Genomic DNA, 16,393 nt, shown 5'->3' on the forward strand with positions numbered 1-16,393 from the left:
CCTCCTGTGGGACCTATGTGTCCCATGTGACCAATGGGATAGGAAGGGGCCTTCATGAGTTCTGTGAAACCGTGGGTTGCGGGGGCATTGGCAATGAGTATCGCCTGCTGCTCTGCCGGGGAGTTGAAACGCGAGACGATCACGCTCAGCGAGGGCGGACCGGAGGCGACCGTCATGCTCGCGTACAAGACGGATACCGTCAAGCAGCATCCTGTGATCCTCATGCTCGGCTCGCTCGATCCGAAGGCGCTCCCTGACTGGAGCACGGGCCTCGTGGATGAGGGCTACATGCTCGCGGCGTTCAGCGTCGCGCATCCGCCGGATCCCGATCCCGCTCGGAGGGCGCAGTGGCTCGTGTTCGACGAGCGGTTCGCGCACGGATACGTACTCGGCGGCTCGCGCGCTCCGACCGATGCCAAGCGGGTGATCGACTATCTGATCGGGCGCGGAGACGTGCATCGCAAGAAGATCGGCTGGATGGGAAGCTCCTCGACCGGCATCCCCGGCTTGTCGGTCGCCGTACACGAGCCGCGATTGGCCGCGATCATTGCATTCGTCAGCACGGGCGCATACGGTGAGTGGCTCGAGAGCTGGAAGACGAACAAGCTCTGGGTGGGCAAGACCGACGACGTCTGGCCGGAGACGAGGGAGATGCTGAAGGAATGGGACCCGATTTACCATGCGGCGAAGATGTACCCGGTCGCGGTACTGATGGTCAGCGGTGGGGATGATATCGTCGTCGATGCGAAGACCGCGCGCTCGTTCGTGAGGGCGGCGACACCCTACTATGCGAACGACCCCGAGCGACTGCGGTTGGTGATCTACGACGGGTTCGGGCACAACCTGCCCCGCGACATCATCCGGATGTACACGGAGCACTGGTTCCACCTCTACATGCACCCGGTGAACGACCCGCCGAAGCCGCCCGATCGCCCGAACGACCTCAAGGAGAGCGCGGACCGCACCCAGATCAACGCCTCGGGGCATGATGAGGTCGTAGGAGCGGACTAGGCTTCTGCAAGCGATCTGATCCGCTCGGCCCAAGCCTGATGATCCCTCGTCTGGAAGCCGATCTCGCTCTCGTCTCGCAGTCTGAGGATCATGAACTCCTGACCGTTCCGATACATGCCCTGAAACCACGTGCTGCCGGAGATATCGACGATGTCCTCGAGCGGGATGTCGAAACCCATGCCGAACAGCACCCGGAAGATGAGCCGCTTGTTCGTCAGGGCCATAACGCCCATGCTCTTCACCGCCATGACGCCCTTCGACTTGGCGTAGTACCCGTTCTGCGGCCCGAGAACCAGATACTCGCCGGTGGCGCTTACATCCTGCCTCAGCTTCTCCTCGATCCGGGCGCGCTGGAATCGCCATCCGATGATGAGCAGAGTCCATACAACAGCATTGATGCCGATCACGAGCGTCCAAGTGTTCATGTCTTCCTCCATATGTTAGACACCGGAGCGGTCCATTTGGTTGGCAGTCCTATCCACGTATGCACTTGCCGATGATGGGGAAGGCGTGCTCGAAGTCCGGCTCGTCGAAGTTCTCCGTGCAGCCGATGATGAACCGCCCGTCATCCCCGCCCTGCTCCAGATACTCGGTCGTCCACCGGCGGATGACATCTTCCGGCTCGCCGAAGAGGTTGCCGGGGAAGTTGAGGCTGAGCACCTTGTCCGGCCAGGCTACGCGCGCCTCGGCGACGGTCATCTGCTCCATCGGCGGCGGAGTGAACGCCTCGATGATGTCGAGATCGGTCTTAGCGATCCGATCCGCGAGCGGTTTGTTCGCGCCATCGTAGTGGGCGAAGCAGAGCTTCCCGGCCTGATGGAGCGATCTGCACGCGTAGTCGTAGACAGGTACGCAGTAAGTCTCGTAGTTTTTCGGTGACATGATCAGACCGGTGATATTGTCCGGGAACCAGATCACCTCGGCCGGGCTGTCGGCGGCGATATCGGCCTGGCGCTTGTGGATGCGGGCGAGCGAGTCGTGCAGTTCGGCGAACTCATCTGGGTAGAGCAACACACTTTGCGACCACGCCTCAGTGCCCATCGTCTCGACGAGCAGCACCTGCGCCGGGATCGGATCGATGTACCCGAGCACGATACCTTCCTCGCCCATCGCGCGGTCGGCCTCGACCCATCCTTCCCAGGCGGGCTCGACTGTCGTGTGGTCGTAGACGTGCTGCATCACGCGATAGTCATCGGGCGATTTGATGAAGTGCTCGAGGATCCACCGGCTGCCGTACCCCGGCTCGAAGCCGGCGACTTCGGTCAACTCGCCTACGGGCGTCTTGATCCGCGAGTTGACGCGGCGCTTGCCTTCGACGGTCGTCTCCTCGCGCTCGACGGTCACGCCCGAGCAATTGGCCTCGAAGAGCCCGACGCTCGCGATGGGGGTCAGGTCTCCCTGCCGGAGTCGGCGACCAGTACCGGTGTTGGGGATCAGCCAGTCGTAGCATGTAAACGGGACCCGGTCGGCCTTCCCGCCGCGCAGGACGGTCATGAGTCGTTCCCGGTGGGTCATCTACCTCTCCAGGCTGAGCATCATGCCTTGCCCGGGCGCGAGCCAGTTGTTCTCGCCTTGCCACGGCACGGTCTGACCGGTGTAGGCGTTGGTGAGCATCACCCGGCCTTCCTTCTTGAACTTCACGCTGAACGCCGCCGACGTGTGGATGTCCTTGTTGACGACCATGACGAACGGCCGGCCGTCCTCGTGGATGAACTCGCCGACGAGGAAGTTGCCTCCGCTGACCTCGGCGAGGTGCCTGCTGGTATCCATGCCGGAGCAACCCTGCGGAACGTCCTGGTTGTGGAAGACGTTGACGCTACGCAGCCTTGTGTATGTCGGCCCAAGCATGTGGATCTGCTGGTTCAGGATGCGGATCATATCCCAGGTCGGCGTCTTGTTCATGAACTGGTCGATCGGGGCATCTCGATAGTTGCCGATAAGCGGCGCGAAGTAGGTGAAGTAGCTGAGTCCCCGCACGCCGTATGCCAGCGTGCCGAAGACCTGGATGTTCATCGTTCCCTGCGTCGGTTTCGCGTACCGGAAGTGGGCGTTCGAGAGAATGATGTTCCAGAACGGAATCCCATGTCGCTGGGCGGTCTTGCGGACGACTTCCAGGTTCTGGAAGAACGAGGGCCTCATCGAGCCGTCGTCGAGGACGGTATAGTGGTCGTAGCTGATATAGACCGGCTTCACCTCGGTGGCGAACCGCTCGAGGTACTGCTCGTAGTTCTCCACGCCCGGTCCCTGCGCCCCGATCGGCAGGAGGTTGATGTAGGCGACGGCGTCGGGTTCGACCTTCGCCAGAGTCGAACGCCAGCGCGCCAGGTTCGGGTACCAGTCTACCGTCGGCTCGTCCTTCATGTAGTATCCGTAGACGGCCGGATTGTCGCGGAACGGCTTCACGCTCTCTTCGACCCGCTTTGTGACCTCGGCGTCCGGGAGGTTACCGTCGGGAACTGCGCTAGAGATCCGAGGATCATCGACGATGCACTTGAGGCCGGCCTTCTCCACCATCTTTACGTGCTGCGGAGCCACGAACCCCGCCAGGTTGAAGCCGCAGTCCTTGATCTCCTTGAGCGCCTTGTCGTCGCCGGCGGTCCAGCCCCAGGGGATGATTGGAAACTCCTCGGGTGTAAGCATCGCGATGTTCGTCCTCTCAATATGGAATCCGTGGTGCGCCCACTTGTCCCGGACGTCGGACTCGGCGGCATCGCCCGGCGAGGTCATCAGGACAAGCCCCAGCAGCACAGACGCGTAGATCAGAAGGTGCATCATTGCCTCCAATGTAGTCTTCATGTCAGTTCTCCTCCTTCAGGGTTTTCTCCGCCTGGTCGAGGTGGTCGGTATACGTACGGTTGATCGTCCAGCTCTTGAGCCACTCGGCGTCGGCGACACCGTCGTTCCTCGCGCCGAGCGTTTCGGCGTGGGAGACCAGGTCGGCAGTGACCTTCCGGGCCTCGGCGATCTGCTTCTCGACGTCGGCCTTCTTCGCCCGGCCCTCTTTGACCTCGGCCACCGCCTTCTCGATATCCTGGACCGTGCGCCGGGAACCGCCGAGGTGGATCAACATATCTAGCCCGGACGAGAGTTTGGAGAGGCGGTATGAGCAGACCGGATCATCGGCGGCGAGTTGCGCGGCTCGTACGAGCATCGCTCGCACGTCGTTCAGCCAGATCACGTCCCAGTCATCGGCCTCGCCGCGGCTCGCCCGGTAGACCCGCTCGAGGTTCTCGTTGCTGCCCAGCATGAGCAAGTACTCGTCAACCAGTGGTCCGGCCCTCGTGCCGTAGTAGCGGAGGGCGTAGTCCTTCAGCTCCGACCGGGGATCCCGGTTGGGGTAGTAGTAGGGATAGAGTCCGCCCATCCGCACGTTGAACGAGTTGCTCCACCAGAAGCCGAAGGGATACTCGAGCACGAGGGCGCCGGTCATGCCGTGCTCGACCATGAACTTCGTGTCGCCTTCGAGCGCATGGAGGAACGGCGGGCCGGTGAACGGCTGGTGCGAACTCGCGGCGTAGTAGGAGCAGATCATGAACCGCTTGAAGTAGGATGCCCAGACCAGCAGGTTCGGCTTGCGAGCGTACCCCGGGTCGTCGTAGCTGTCGCGGTGATTCCTTCCCCAGTGCGCATAGACGGCGGCGAGCCGCTCGTTCGCAAAGACCTCCTTCGGTGGATCGGTCACCTGCCCGTAGCCGGGAACGCAATCCACGATGACCTCCGGCGCGACCGTCTTCAGCCGGTCAGCAAGCTTGTTGTAGAACCCGATGAGCAGGTCGGTCGGCGTGCTCTTGAGGCACTCGTCGCACCGGCACGGGACGCCGCCGTCGATCGGCAGGAGGTCGAGCCAGTGGAACTGAGGGTGCGCCTTCACGAAGGACTCGGCATTGCGAATGAACTCGTCGCACGCGTCGGGGTTGCTCATGCAGAAGTTCATGAGCGGCCACTTCCCGCCGTGGGGATGGCGCTTGCCGTCCGCGAATCCGAACCATTCGGGGTGCGTATCAAAGTACCTGTCGGTTGCCAGGAAGTAAGGAAAGGAGTGGCCCGGCCCGTGGAGCATCAGGCCGCGCTTCTCCATCGCCGCGATGACGCCCTTCGACTCCATCAGGCCGAGGTGCTCGTCGATCTTCTCGGCGACGCACTGCCAGCTCAGGCCGTTGTACCGGTTCTTCGCCGCCCAGTCGAGCTGCGCGACGGACTCAGGCCTCACCTCGAACGCCAGGCCGCTGATCCAGTAGACGCGGTCCTCGATCCGCGCCGACTCGGACCACTTGCCGGTCGGGAGCGACAGGTCGGGGTCCTTCGGCACAAACTCGGGGTCCTTCGGGTCGATCGCGGGATGGTACCACCGGCACCCGAGCCGCTCCAGGAGATCGTAGACGCCGTAGAGGACGCCGCGCGGGTTGTCGCCGGCGATGGTGATCGCCTGCTCGGTGACGAGTATGCTGTATCCGTCGAAGCCCGGCTTGGGCTCGGGCAGGTCGCCGTGGAGGTCCTTCCGCAGACCGACGCATATCGTGTGCGGGCGGGTCGGCGTAGCAGTGTCGAGGAGCCGCGCCTCGGAGATTTCGCGAACGTATCGCTTCAGTTCGGCGGCAGCGAACCGCTCTACAGTCCCGGCATCGCCGGGCACGTAGATGCGCCACGCCGTATTGCCGGCGATTGTGATCCGGGAAGCGGCGATAACCTGAGCCGCGCACAGCAGGGTGAGACAGACGATCAGAACAAGAAGCTTTGACAAGACCGCGCCCCCGGAGAACTGGACTTGCGTCATTATACCCGAGCCCGGCATGGTGCCGCCAGTCCGGATCATCCGGGACGCATCGCGCCAAACAGGACAGCGGGGTGCCTCTGTAGAAGATGACAGCATCTTCCGCCGTCCAAGAGGTGTCACCGATGAGCGATTCGTGCGGGAAGGCGCAGCCTCCGGTCAGCTTCTTCTACATTCTTGCGCTGGTAACGTTCAGCGTAGGAACCGCGAGCGTCTCTTTCTGCTCGAACCAGGTGCTTCAGCTCACCTTGCGCCAGTTCACCACTCAGATGAAACTGATCGGGTTCGTGATGTCACTGCAGGCGCTGAATCAGCTCTGGGCGACTCCGTACGCTGCTTGGAAGTCCGACCGCATCTGGACCCGCATAGGGCGTCGAAAACCGCTAGTGGTCATCATGGCGCCTGCTCTCGCGCTGACGATAGTGCTCGTCCCGCACTGTCCCGCGCTGTGGCTGCTCGTCGCCCTCGTCTTCGTGCTTCAGATGGCGGAGGACGCCGAACTCGCGGTGATCATGCCCGCGATCAGCGACTCAGTCCCGGACAAGCAGAGACCGCTTGCGACTGGAATGTGGCAGTTCGCGGTGGCAATCGCCGCGTTCCTTATGGGTCGGTACGTCATGAAGCTGATGGAGCCCGGCGAGCACGTGCTGAGGTTGGCCGGATTCTCTCTTACGATTCAGGGCGCCCACCATTGGCCCTACACCGTCGCCGGCATGATAATCGTGGTCACCAGCGCCGTCTTCCTGCTGGTCATGCGAGAGAAGTACGTTGCGCCGAGGCCGCACGACAAGTTCCGGCTCTTCTCGTACGGGAAGGACATCGTTCAAGTTCGCGAGCACCTGCTGATCTACGTCATCTTCTTCGCACAGCCGCTGTTCTACCTTGTGGCGATCGCGTTCTTTGCCACACTCGCGAAGGTTGAACTCCACATCTCGCCGGCGCGGTACGGTTGGGCATTTTCATACGGCGCGATCACAACGTTGATCGCCTCGATTCCACTGGGATACCTCTTCAACCGTTTCAGACACCGCAAGGCGTTCTGCATCGGTGCGTGCGTCTACGTGCTGATTCCTATCACATACGGCCTCTTCTACATGAAGACCGCGACGGATATGGCGATATTCTTCTCGATGCAGATACTCGCTTTCATCGTCTTCCGGCTGAACTTCATGCCACTGGTGATGGAATACACGACGCCACAGAACGTTGGGACAATCATGGGGTTCACTAACGCGGTCAACGGGATGGTGCGTTTCACGGCGCTACCGCTCGTGGGATGGATCGTGGACGCGACGCACGGAAGCTGCCGGCTACCCCTCTGGGGAGGCTACGTCGGGGCAGCAGTGTGCATCATCGCTCTAGTCATGATGCGCCCGCCGGAGATGGTGAAGCATCTCCTGGAGTGATCAAGCTCCGGACGGGCCGACGCTCTAACCATTCATGCCCAGATTCCGCCTCGCTCCGGTGCACGGCCGGCAAGCGGGCCACGTGCAGAGCAGCGAGTCCGGCTTGTCCCGGATGACCTCCACGACGCGCTTGACGACGTCCGATCCGAGCATCAACTGCCACCTCGAGTTTCCGACCTGGAGGTCACGAATCTCGCCGCTCCTCCGCAGGGGGAGTTCGGCCGCGCCGAATCCCCGGCTGCAGGAAGTCGACGTATCTACCTCATGGCTGACGATCGAACCGTCGGGCATCAGGACGCGGGCGTACTTCGTCTGCTCAAACCAGCCGACCTTCGGGACGCCGGCGTATTCCTCGCCGAGATGGATCATCGTGTTCGAGACGTGACCGACCCCCATGAGAAGCACCTTCCCGCCGATCTTAGCCAGGCGATCGATCGGACTGCCGGGGCCGACTGTGCGGAACGACATGTGATCCTTCGTCAACTCGACGGCATCCGGCCCGAAGACCGTCATCGAGTGAGTCGGATGCAGGCTGCGGACGGCGTCAGGCCTCTTACGCCCGAGTTCGGGAATGACGCCCGTAAGGCACGGCACGACGGACGGATCGAAATGGGGCTCGGCGATGTTGCCGGTGTAGTTGAAGGTCGGAAGCACGAGGTTGCCGATCGGACCTACGGCCTCGATCAGGGAATCAACTACCGCCTCGGGCCCACCTTCGACCACACCGAGGCTGGAGTAAGAACTGTGGACGATGAGACTGTCGCCGGGTTCGACGCCGATCTCCATCAGCGCGCAGACCAGATCGTGTTTCGCGAGCATGCCAACCTCCGGGAGGGTGTTGGCCCATTATACCTCATGTGGCGTCTCGCGTCACCGGCGTAGTATAATGTCCGCATGACTGCGGAAGAACAGCAGCACCGCTCGAAACACGGGAGAGACCTCACGGTCGGAAGCATTCCCAGGCATCTCGTGGCATTCTCGCTCCCGATGCTCGCAGGCAGCACGCTGCAAACCGCCTACAGCGTCATCAACGCGATATGGGTCGGCAAGGGCCTCGGCAAGACCGAACTGGCGGCGGTCACCGTCAGCTTCCCCGTCTTCTTCTTCCTGATGGCCGTCGCAGGCGGGTTGACGATGGCGGCGAACATCCTGACGGCTCAGAGCTACGGCGCGAAAGATTTCGATCAGCTCAGGCGAGTCGTAAGGAACTCGGTTGTGCTGACAATCGGCATCAGCATCGTCTGTGTCGTCTTCGGCCACTTCGCTGCGGAATCAATACTCGTACTGATGAACACGCCCGCCAACGTGCTGATGATGGCTGCGCGCTACCTGCAGGTGTTCCTGTTGTCAATACCGTTCATGTTCGGCCTCTTCCTGATGGCCTCGCTGCTCAGAGGCACCGGCGACTCCACAACCCCGCTGTATTTCCAGGCGGCCGGAGTCGTGCTCACGACCGTATTGGACCCGCTCCTCATGTTTGGGTGGCTCGGCTTCCCCAAGATGGGACTGAACGGCACCGCGGTCGCCACGATCATCACCAATGCCGGCGCGATGCTCGCGGTTGTCATCTACCTCCAGAGGAAGCGCCACCTCGTCGCGCCGGACTGGCGGCACCTCGGCCTGGACTGGTGGATGAGCAAGCTGACCCTCAAGATCGGCATACCGTCCATGGTTCAGCAGGGACTCGTGTCGGTCGGGATGCTCGTGATGGTCGGGCTGATCAACGCATACGGGGAGAACGGCGCGGCGGCGTTCGGTGCGGCGATGCGGATAGACCAGATCGCGTTCATGCCGGCGATGACGCTCGGCATGGCGGTCTCGACGCTAGCGGGCCAGAACATCGGCGCGGAGCGGTTCAACCGGGTGAAGGAGACCTTCAAGTGGGGGTTGATCATCGGATGCGGGATCACGGCTCTGGCGTCACTACTGGTGGTTGCCCTGCCGAGGCTTCTTCTGCGGGCCTTCCTGAGCGACCCTGCGGTGATCGGGCTTGGGGTTTCCTACCTGAGAATCGTCGGCGGGGCGTATGTGCTCTTCGCCGTGATGTTTGTCTCGAACGGAGTGATCAACGGCGCGGGACACACGCTGGTGACGACCTTTATCACGCTTCTCGGGCTGTGGGGAGTGCGCGTGCCGCTTGCATACTACCTGTCGAACACGACTCACAGAATAGAGGGGGTCTGGTGGGGCATGGTCGCCGGGTTCAGCGTCGGCGCGGTGCTCAGCCTGACCTACTATCTGTCGGGCCGCTGGAAGAAGCCGATCGTGCGTAAGTCGCCGGCGGCGGAGCCGGAGATAGTGCCGATCGCCGAGTAGGCAGCGGAAGCCCGGGAACAGACGCGCCGAGTCATCTCAAGCCGCCCCCGTATTATTGGCAGTTACGACCACCGGCACCCCCGTGGTATAATGGTAACATGAATCTCCAGTCAGATTCAGGTGCCGGGGCATGGGCTTCGGCAGCCCGGAGGCAGTATGTGCAAGACGATCTCCCGTCTTCTCTGTACCGCAGTGCTCATCGCGCTCCTGTCCGCATCGGCATCCGCCGAACGCTTCAGGGTGATTGCGCTGCCGGACACTCAGAACTACAGCGAGTTCCACCCGGGGATATTTATCGAACAGACGAACTGGGTGAAGTCGAACGTGGCCAGCCTGAACATAGCCTTCGTCACCCACCTGGGCGACGTCGTCAATGAAGGCTGGAAAGACGCACAGTGGGCGAACGCGTTGACGGCGATGAACGTGCTCAAGGGCCAAGTCCCGTTCGGACTCTGCCCCGGCAACCACGATCTGAGGTCGGTGGATCCAGATACCTACGATTCCACCAAGTTCGTCACCAACTTCGGGGCCAGCTATTTCGCTGGATACAGCTGGTACAGAGGCGCCTCCCCAAGCGGGTTCAGTTCCTACCAGATCGTCACGGCCGGCGGATACGACCTTCTATTCCTGCACATGACCTGTGACTCTCCCGACAGCGAGATCACCTGGGCCAAGTCGGTGCTGTCGGAGCACAGCGGTACGCCGACCATCGTGACGACTCACGAGTACTTGACCAGCTCACAACGCGACCGGTTCAACACGATCCCCGGCCGCAACTCCGGCGAGTCAGTTTGGAACAAGCTGATTCGCCAGTACGACCAGATCTTCGCCGTTCTCTGCGGACACGTGTTCAGCCCGGACGGCTGGCACAGGCAGATTTCAGCTAACAACGCCGGCCGCAAGGTCTACGAGATGATGTCGGACTACCAGGACATCGGGAACGGGTGGCTGCGAATCCTGCTCTTCGACACCGCGACGGGGGACCTCAGCGTTACTACATATTCCACGCATCTCGACAGCTACATGAACGACTCCGGGAACAAGTTCACGTATAATGTCGGGATCGGCGAGCGCTTTTCGCCCGGGATCACCGCGAGAAGCCTGAAGCCGAAGGTGACTTCGAAGTTCGCATCGGGACTGGACGGTTGGACGAAGATCGGCGACGCGGATTCCACCCTGGTGCGAAAGTCCGACGCCGACGGAAGCGGCTACCTGCTCTACACAGACGGAGCGAGCGGGACCGCCGACTACTTCGTGGCCCCGTCAAAGTTCCGCGGGAATCTGAGCGCCTATGACGCGATAACCTTCGACTGCCGATCGTTCTCCGGCGACGATCCGGACCCAACTCACATCCGGCTCTACAGCGGCTCGCAGTACTACCAGTGGGCCAACACGGAGCGGGTGACTGACAACGGCCAGTGGGAGCAGTTGACCGCATCACTTAGGGACGCCGACTTGTGGACTGCGGGCGGAGGCGCGACGGAGGCCTTCGCCAGTTTCATCACCCACATAACGGCAGTTCACCTCTGCGCGGACGTCTGCAGCGGGACGGAGAAGATGGGTCTGGACAACTTCTCCCTTGCGGAGTACGAGACGCTCGACGGGGCACCTGCGGTGAGCACGTTCGACTCGGGGCGCGACGGCTGGACGGTTGACGCCGACGGAGATGCGGGATGGGACAACCACGGTTTCGTCAGCGGCACGGACCTGAGCACCGGCGGCACATGGTACTTCTGCGCCCCGGCAGAGTTCCTCGGGGACAAGTTGCTCTGCTACCGCGGCACCCTTCAGTTCGATCTGAAGCAGGAGAAGGTTGACAACCCGTTCGACCGAGAAGAGGTAGTGCTTGCCGGCGCCGGACTCACGCTGGTGATGGACTACGCGTCGGCCTCGCATCCGAACGCGGCGTGGACGCATTACACCTTGCCGCTGAACGAGTACGCCGGATGGGTCAAGGCGTCCACCGGGCTGGCCCCGACCTCCGGCGAGTTCATGGCCGTGCTCTCGTCTCTGACCAGCCTGCGGATTCGGGGCGAGTACAGGTCGGGCGCCGACAAGGCCTGGCTCGACAACGTGGCGATGACACTCGCGGAAGCCGTCCCTGTCGGCAGCCTAGCCGAGACCGGCGGCCTCCCGGACGGGACGACGATCAGCATAGGCAACGCGGCAGTCGCATCGGCCGCCTCGACGACCTTCTCGAACGGAAGCTACTACATCGAGGAACGGGACAGGAGTTCGGGCATCAAGGTATTGCCTGAACCCGGCCTCGGCACTGTGGCCGAGGGAGACATGGTTACGGGCGCGGGCATGCTGAGGACTGATGCGAACGGAGAACGATACATCTCGCTCACATCGGTCAGCGCGAACCCCGGCTCACCTGTGCGTCCGCTGCTGCTCACTAACAAGTCGCTGACGGACGGAGTCAACTCCATCGGCCTTCTCGTCACCCTCTACGGCAAGATCGTCTACACGGACCCCGCGCCGAACGGGCCGCGCTATCTGTACATAGACGATGGAAGCAGAGTAGCGCTGGAATCGCAGACGGGAGTGAGAGTCGTACTGGACGGACTCACTGCGCCTATTACCAGGGGCTTGGGCTGCGAAGCGCTTTTCGTAACAGGGCTGATATCCCTCGCGCAAGGCGAGTACGGTACCGTCCCGGTCATACGCCCGAGGAGCAACGACGACATCGTGACGGTCGGGGACAGACTGCCTCCGTCGGCGCCGTCCGACCTCTCCTGCACGGTGATCTCAGCGGCCCAGGTCAACCTGACGTGGATTGGCTCGAGCGACAACGTGGGCGTCGCGGGCTATCGCATATACCGCAACGGAATCCAGATAGGCACGACGAGCGAAACGTCCTTCGCCGATACCACGTGCCAGGCCGACGCCATCTACCTCTACCAAGTGACTGCTTACGATACGGAGGGCAACGAGTCCGTATCGAGCAACAGTGTCGGCATCGCGGTCCCGCCGCATCTGGAGATCACACTGGACAACCCGAGCGCGGAGTTCACGGGAACGTGGCAACTCGGCACGACCGCGAGCGGCAAGTATGGAGCCGACTACAGGTGGGCCTACTCGGCAGCGACCCAGACAGCCACCGCGACGTGGCGGCCGACGATCAGCATCGCGGGGTACTACAGGGTCTACGTCTGGTACTCGCAGGGGACGAACAGGTCGATCAAGGCCCCGTACACCATAACCTACGAAGGCGGGCAGCAGACGGTGCTCGTCAACCAGCAGGCCGGTGGAGGTCAGTGGGTCGAGATCGGCACGAAGAGGTTCGCGGCGGGGACTGCCGGGTGCGTGACTCTCGGGAACGGCACCGCGGAGGCGTCGAACATCGTCGTGATCGCCGACGCCGTCAGGTTCGTGCTCGTCTCGATGGACCTGACGAGGCCGACCATACCGACCGGCTTCACGGCAACGGCAAGCGGACCGACGACGATCTACCTCAGCTGGACGGCCGCGACCGACAACATCGGGGTGGCCGGTTACAAGATCTACCGCGGGGGGACGTACACAGGGTACTCGACGGCGACCAACTTCACGGACACGGGCCTGACGCCAAACACGACGTATTCCTACCAGGTCTCGGCATATGACGCGGCCGGGAACGAGTCCGTCCGAAGCGCGACGCGCACAGCTACCACCCCGGCGAACTAAGAGCCGGGGCCGATTGGCCTCTCGCTATGTCCGCCAGAGCGGACTACTCGAGGAGATAGGTCTTTCTGTTTCCCGTACACAACACCCAGCACCTATCCCCCAACACCCTTCGCGACTCCCCACTTCTGCTGGAGGGCCTTGAGCCGGTCGAACGACGGCTTGGGGGAGCAGTCGCCGCGGAGGAGGCCGCCGTAGGGCCAGAAGGAGACCGCGTCCGCGAGGTCCCACCACGAGACCCCCTCGACGTACGGCTTGCTGTACGCCAGCGTGTAGATCGCCTCGACCCAGTCCGCCTGCATCTCCTCGGTCCACGGCCCGTGCCAGCCCTTCGTCGCGCGCTGCCTCTGCGCGTTCGGATCGAGCCCCGGCGCGGACTGGCAGCCCATCTCCGTGATCTGGATCGGCTTACCGAGCGTCGCGAACCGGTCGAATAGCCGCTCGATCTCGAAGAGGTCGTACTCGGGGTAGTAGAGCTGGAGGCCGACGATCTCGAATTCGGCGCCGACCGCCAGGCAGTCCTGCAGGTACGCGAGGGGCGACCGCTTCACGCGCTTCTCCCAGTCCAGACTCGCCACATACTCTCCCCAGAGGTGGCAGGAGTTGATGATCCGCCGGACACCGGGATCGGCGTCACGCGCGGCCTGCGATGTGTACTTCGCGCAGAGGGTCAGTTCGTCGGGCGAGAGCCGCAGGGCGTTAGAGTGATCGTGCGCCTCGTTCATGATCTCGCAGAACTCCGTACGGCCCTTGTACCTGATGACCGTATCGTAGACGAGCCTGTACCCGATCTTCGGGACCTCCATGTGCGGCTTGTCTCTGAGCCACTGAGGGGTGACGCCGCCCGCCATGTAGAAGGGCGGGCACGGCTTGACCTTCATCCCGTTGGCAAGCAGCCACTCCGTCTCGGCATCGGTCCGATCATAGTTACGCGTGGTCTCGGTCGGCGCGAAGTGGCTGATGTAGACGTTCGTGATGCCGAGGTTGAAGACTTCCTTGAACCGCTCCTGGTAGAGCGGGCCACGCGCGGGATAGCCAAACGCGTTGCACCCGAAGATGAAGCCCCTCCTGGGGGCGGACAGCTTCTCGATGCGCTGGCGGGCGGCGGTGAGAGTCAGTTCCTCACCGGCGGCCAGGGTGATCGCAAGGGATTGATACGGCGGGAGCTTCTCCGCCCGATCGAGCTTCTCCCGGAACTCCTTCAGCATGCCGACCCCCTCGCGTTCGGCGGCCTCGAGAGCGTTTCGGACGCGGAGGAGCCTGGTTGCGGCGGCCTCGGTCGCGAAATCGATCGTCCCGGCCCGGGAGTAGCCCCCGCCCTTCCCATCGGCCCAGACCGCGACCTCCCCGAACCCCGGGACGTTCAGCATCATGCAGATCTGGAACGGGATGATGGCTTGCGGACTGGGGAATGCGGACTCCGGATTCTCACCCTTGCGCTGCGCCATCCTGTCCCCCGGCCGGCGGGGACGCGACTTCTCCGGCGAGGGCAGGACGACCGTCACCGAACCGTCGTGCGGGACGATCAGCGTGTACATCGGCTCGTCGGACATATCGAGGATGTGGAAGCGGTCCACCGCATCCCTGCGGATCGGCTTCCCCTCGGCGTCGGTCACCCTGACCCGAAGCTTCATATCCTCAGGGGTCTGGGCCTGCGAGGCATAGGCCGCCAGGATGAGAACAAGTGCCGTGAACGCGAAACGCATGAGACTAGTCCTCTGCAGATGAGCCGAGCACGCGCAGATCCCGCGCGCCGCGCAGGCGCAGGCATGGAAGCCAGGTCCCGTCGCGCAGATAGACGGTGCTGATGCCGGCTGCTTCAACCAGATCGTTCAATGCGGGAACCGATGCCTCCCCGACGAGGACGCGGGCGATCCGCTGACCAGACCCGTCATCGAGGACGAAGAAACCGGCCCCCACTTCCGAGACGCGCCCCCACGTGCGGACCAGCAACCCGCCGATGGACAACCCTGACGGGGAGGAAGAGGCCGCGCCGAGGGAAATGCCCATTGGGCGAAGCACCGACGCACCGAACTCCGTAAGAGCGCTGACGCGAATCGCCTTTTCGCCGGAGCCCACTTCCACGACTCCCTCGAGATCAACGACGCGGTCAAGGGGAGGCAGCGGGCTGCCCACGATCTTGATGCCGGCGGCACGATCGGCAGACTCCACATAGGCACAGTCGGGGAAGACGGCCGTCACCACCACAGACTTCAGGGTCAGCGACGTGCCGACGGGCGACGCCTTCGCGCCGGCGACGGTCAGGGCAGGAGGGCTCGAAGACATCTGTTCATAGGAGAGCGAGGTGATAGGCCAGATGCCGTCCAGAGTCACGGTGCTGATCACCTCGCCGGTCGCCGGGTCAACCTTGGAGACGCGCCTCGAACCCATCAGACCGGCAACCCAGAGGTGCCCGTCCCCGTATGCGATCGCATTCACGAAGTAACTCCCGGATAATAAGAGAACCTGCAGAACCTGACCGGACAACGGATCAACCTTTGTGATCCGAAGGCAGTTCAAGTTGTCCAGGTAATAGAGGTATCCTTCACCGTACGCAAGACCGATTACGCCATAGATTCCCTGAGGCATTACCTGGCCCACGACCGCGCCAGTGGATGGATTGATCCTTACAGTCCGCAGACCGATCGGCACCCACAGACTCCCGCCGCCGTATGCGATCGCAGAGCCGCACTCGGAGCCGTCAAGCGTGAACACGGAGGAAGCATCACCAGTCAGTGGGTCGTTGTTCGCTACCACGAGGCAGCCGAACCGCCCGAGCGCCCAAAGTCGGCCCTCCCCGGCGGCGGTGCCGATCACGCACGAGTCGCCGCCCTCAAGATCAATCGTGCGATCGGGCGCGCCTCCCGACGTCGAGAACCGGGATGCCCTGGAGCAGGACGACATGTCCGTCACCCAGATAGAACCGGCGGCAGAGACGCTCGACAGAGCGGAGAGCAGGAGTATCGCGGTGATGGCGGCGTGTAATCGAGGGATAGTCATGGCTTATCGGCCTTGAGGCAGCGGAGCCGGGCATCCAACCTAACGCTATCATTCTATGCCATCATTAGTGGAATGTCAAGCACGCGGAGGCATGACGGTCACTCCTGCTGGAGTGTGTACATTTGTTTTGGGCTCGTGTCTCGCGGACTTGATTTTCATCACTATGCCGCCAGCGCTTCCAGGGCTTTCTGGCGGGCGCGCTTCGCCTTCTGCGCGCGCTCCT

At 62.7% G+C, this 16,393-nt stretch carries 11 protein-coding genes; 4 read left to right on the plus strand and 7 right to left on the minus strand.

Going from position 1 to position 16,393, the window contains the following annotated elements; all coding sequences use genetic code 11:
• The first annotated feature begins 54 nt into the window (after nt 1–54).
• Nucleotides 55–1,011: a prolyl oligopeptidase family serine peptidase gene (locus KBC96_08820; GenBank protein MBP6964495.1), complete on the plus strand. Its 957-nt coding sequence runs from the start codon at nt 55–57 to the stop codon at nt 1,009–1,011.
• Here KBC96_08820 and KBC96_08825 read toward each other — a convergent pair.
• From KBC96_08825 to KBC96_08840, 4 genes are read right to left on the minus strand one after another with little or no spacing between them, the layout of a single operon-like run.
• Nucleotides 1,008–1,436 carry a hypothetical protein gene (locus KBC96_08825; protein ID MBP6964496.1) on the minus strand — a complete coding sequence of 143 codons (429 nt, stop codon included), beginning with the start codon at nt 1,434–1,436 and terminating at the stop codon, nt 1,008–1,010. The genes KBC96_08820 and KBC96_08825 overlap by 4 nt on opposite strands.
• A gap of 49 nt (nt 1,437–1,485) precedes the next feature.
• On the minus strand, nt 1,486–2,526 hold the full coding sequence (locus KBC96_08830; GenBank protein MBP6964497.1) for a hypothetical protein: 1,041 nt from the start codon (nt 2,524–2,526) through the stop codon (nt 1,486–1,488).
• Complete coding sequence (locus tag KBC96_08835) at nt 2,527–3,807, minus strand: hypothetical protein (GenBank protein ID MBP6964498.1); 1,281 nt, start codon at nt 3,805–3,807, stop codon at nt 2,527–2,529.
• Nucleotide 3,808: 1 nt separating this feature from the next.
• Nucleotides 3,809–5,752 (minus strand): DUF4838 domain-containing protein, encoded by a 1,944-nt coding sequence (locus tag KBC96_08840; protein MBP6964499.1) that lies wholly within the window; start codon nt 5,750–5,752, stop codon nt 3,809–3,811.
• Between the two features lie 155 nt (nt 5,753–5,907).
• Between KBC96_08840 and KBC96_08845 the strand changes: the two genes are divergently transcribed.
• Nucleotides 5,908–7,188: an MFS transporter gene (locus tag KBC96_08845; protein ID MBP6964500.1), complete on the plus strand. Its 1,281-nt coding sequence runs from the start codon at nt 5,908–5,910 to the stop codon at nt 7,186–7,188.
• A 24-nt stretch (nt 7,189–7,212) separates the two neighbouring features.
• Here the strand turns inward: KBC96_08845 and KBC96_08850 are convergent, their stop codons facing one another.
• On the minus strand, nt 7,213–8,007 hold the full coding sequence (locus tag KBC96_08850; GenBank protein MBP6964501.1) for an AAC(3) family N-acetyltransferase: 795 nt from the start codon (nt 8,005–8,007) through the stop codon (nt 7,213–7,215).
• 75 nt (nt 8,008–8,082) lie between these two features.
• Here KBC96_08850 and KBC96_08855 point away from each other — a divergent pair, with 75 nt between their 5' ends.
• The gene (locus tag KBC96_08855) at nt 8,083–9,504 is read left to right on the plus strand and encodes an MATE family efflux transporter (GenBank protein MBP6964502.1); all 1,422 of its coding nucleotides are present in this window, start codon (nt 8,083–8,085) and stop codon (nt 9,502–9,504) included.
• A gap of 156 nt (nt 9,505–9,660) precedes the next feature.
• Nucleotides 9,661–13,173 carry a metallophosphoesterase gene (locus KBC96_08860; GenBank protein MBP6964503.1) on the plus strand — a complete coding sequence of 1,171 codons (3,513 nt, stop codon included), beginning with the start codon at nt 9,661–9,663 and terminating at the stop codon, nt 13,171–13,173.
• Between the two features lie 92 nt (nt 13,174–13,265).
• Here KBC96_08860 and KBC96_08865 read toward each other — a convergent pair whose 3' ends face one another.
• Entirely contained in the window at nt 13,266–14,876 is a 1,611-nt protein-coding gene (locus KBC96_08865) for an endo-1,4-beta-xylanase (GenBank protein ID MBP6964504.1), read from the minus strand.
• A gap of 4 nt (nt 14,877–14,880) precedes the next feature.
• The gene (locus KBC96_08870; protein ID MBP6964505.1) at nt 14,881–16,170 is read right to left on the minus strand and encodes a hypothetical protein; all 1,290 of its coding nucleotides are present in this window, start codon (nt 16,168–16,170) and stop codon (nt 14,881–14,883) included.
• Nucleotides 16,171–16,393 lie beyond the last annotated feature (223 nt).

Source organism: Armatimonadota bacterium (assembly GCA_017993055.1).
Lineage (GTDB): Bacteria > Armatimonadota > UBA5829 > DTJY01 > DTJY01 > JAGONM01.